Below are 1,024 nucleotides of genomic sequence, written 5' to 3'. Positions count from 1 at the left end.
ATCCGCAGCGAGAAAGGCATCCGCTGGGGCGGACGACCACTACCCATCGCTGCCTGACCGCTCAACCCGGTGAACCTTCCCGGTCACAGCACTAGCGTGAGCGATGCAGGTCTTGATACTGGTGGGTCCGTGTGCCACCCGGCCGATGTGAAGGGTCTGGTGCCGGAGCCAGGAGGGGGAACCGGATGAGCGGTCGAAAGGCTGAAACCAGCGGGCCAGATATCTTAACGATCTACACGTTGTTCCTGGCGGGCGAGGCCACTCCTGCCGACATGCATGGCTGGCTGGACCAGGCGAAGGCCACCGGAGAGCACCGGACGGCCGAGGGAACCCTCCTACTGAAGGAGCTCTGGGGCCACCTGACAGACCCTGACATCGCCCCTGAATGGCATGCAGTCGCTGCACACGGGGCCTTCCCGGTGATTGTGATCAGCGGCGGCAGTGGAAACACGGGGATCTTGAGCGTGGCCGCGGCCGTTGCGGGGGTGACGGTCACCACCGCGATCCTGCCCTTCCTACAGACGCTCGCCACACAAGCCGGGCAGCACGCGTTCGAAGCAGCACGGGCGACCACCCGTCGCTTGATCCGCAGCGATCCATCCGTGGCCCCGAGCGTCCACCGGCGCCGCCAGCAGGTGGTGGTCGAAGATACGGCCGGCGGTCTGCGCTTCGTTGTACCCCCGGATCTCCCGAACGCGGCGCTGGCAGCCCTCGCCGCCATCGACCTCGAAGCTCTCGCCGCCCCTGCCGAAGGCGGTGTGACAGCGACGATCTACTGGGATGAGGCACTGAGGCAGTGGCGGCGCGATGGCTGACTGGCTGGATGGGGCGCCGTTCCCACATCGTCTCGGCCAGAGACAATGGCGCCCCATCGCCTCCCGCTACATGAAGGAAAACCCTTGTCAGAGCACGTATTGAGCCGAAACTCATCGGTTGCCTGGTCGTTGGTCGGGTGTGATCGAGAGTGGGGATATGCGCCGGCTGTCGCCGGATGCGCAGGAGGATCTTCGGCTGCGGGTGGTTG

General features: G+C 65.6%; 1 protein-coding gene. It reads left to right on the top strand.

Annotated elements, in window-relative coordinates; translation table 11 throughout:
• The first annotated feature begins 185 nt into the window (after positions 1–185).
• Positions 186–815, top strand: a complete 630-nt coding sequence (locus ACFWB8_RS37175) for a hypothetical protein (protein WP_385237782.1) — start codon at positions 186–188, stop codon at positions 813–815.
• Positions 816–1,024: the final 209 nt, after the last annotated feature.

It is taken from the genome of Streptomyces sp. NPDC060031, assembly GCF_042736805.1.
Lineage (GTDB): Bacteria > Actinomycetota > Actinomycetes > Streptomycetales > Streptomycetaceae > Streptomyces.
This window is presented reverse-complemented; position numbering and strand designations above follow the sequence as displayed.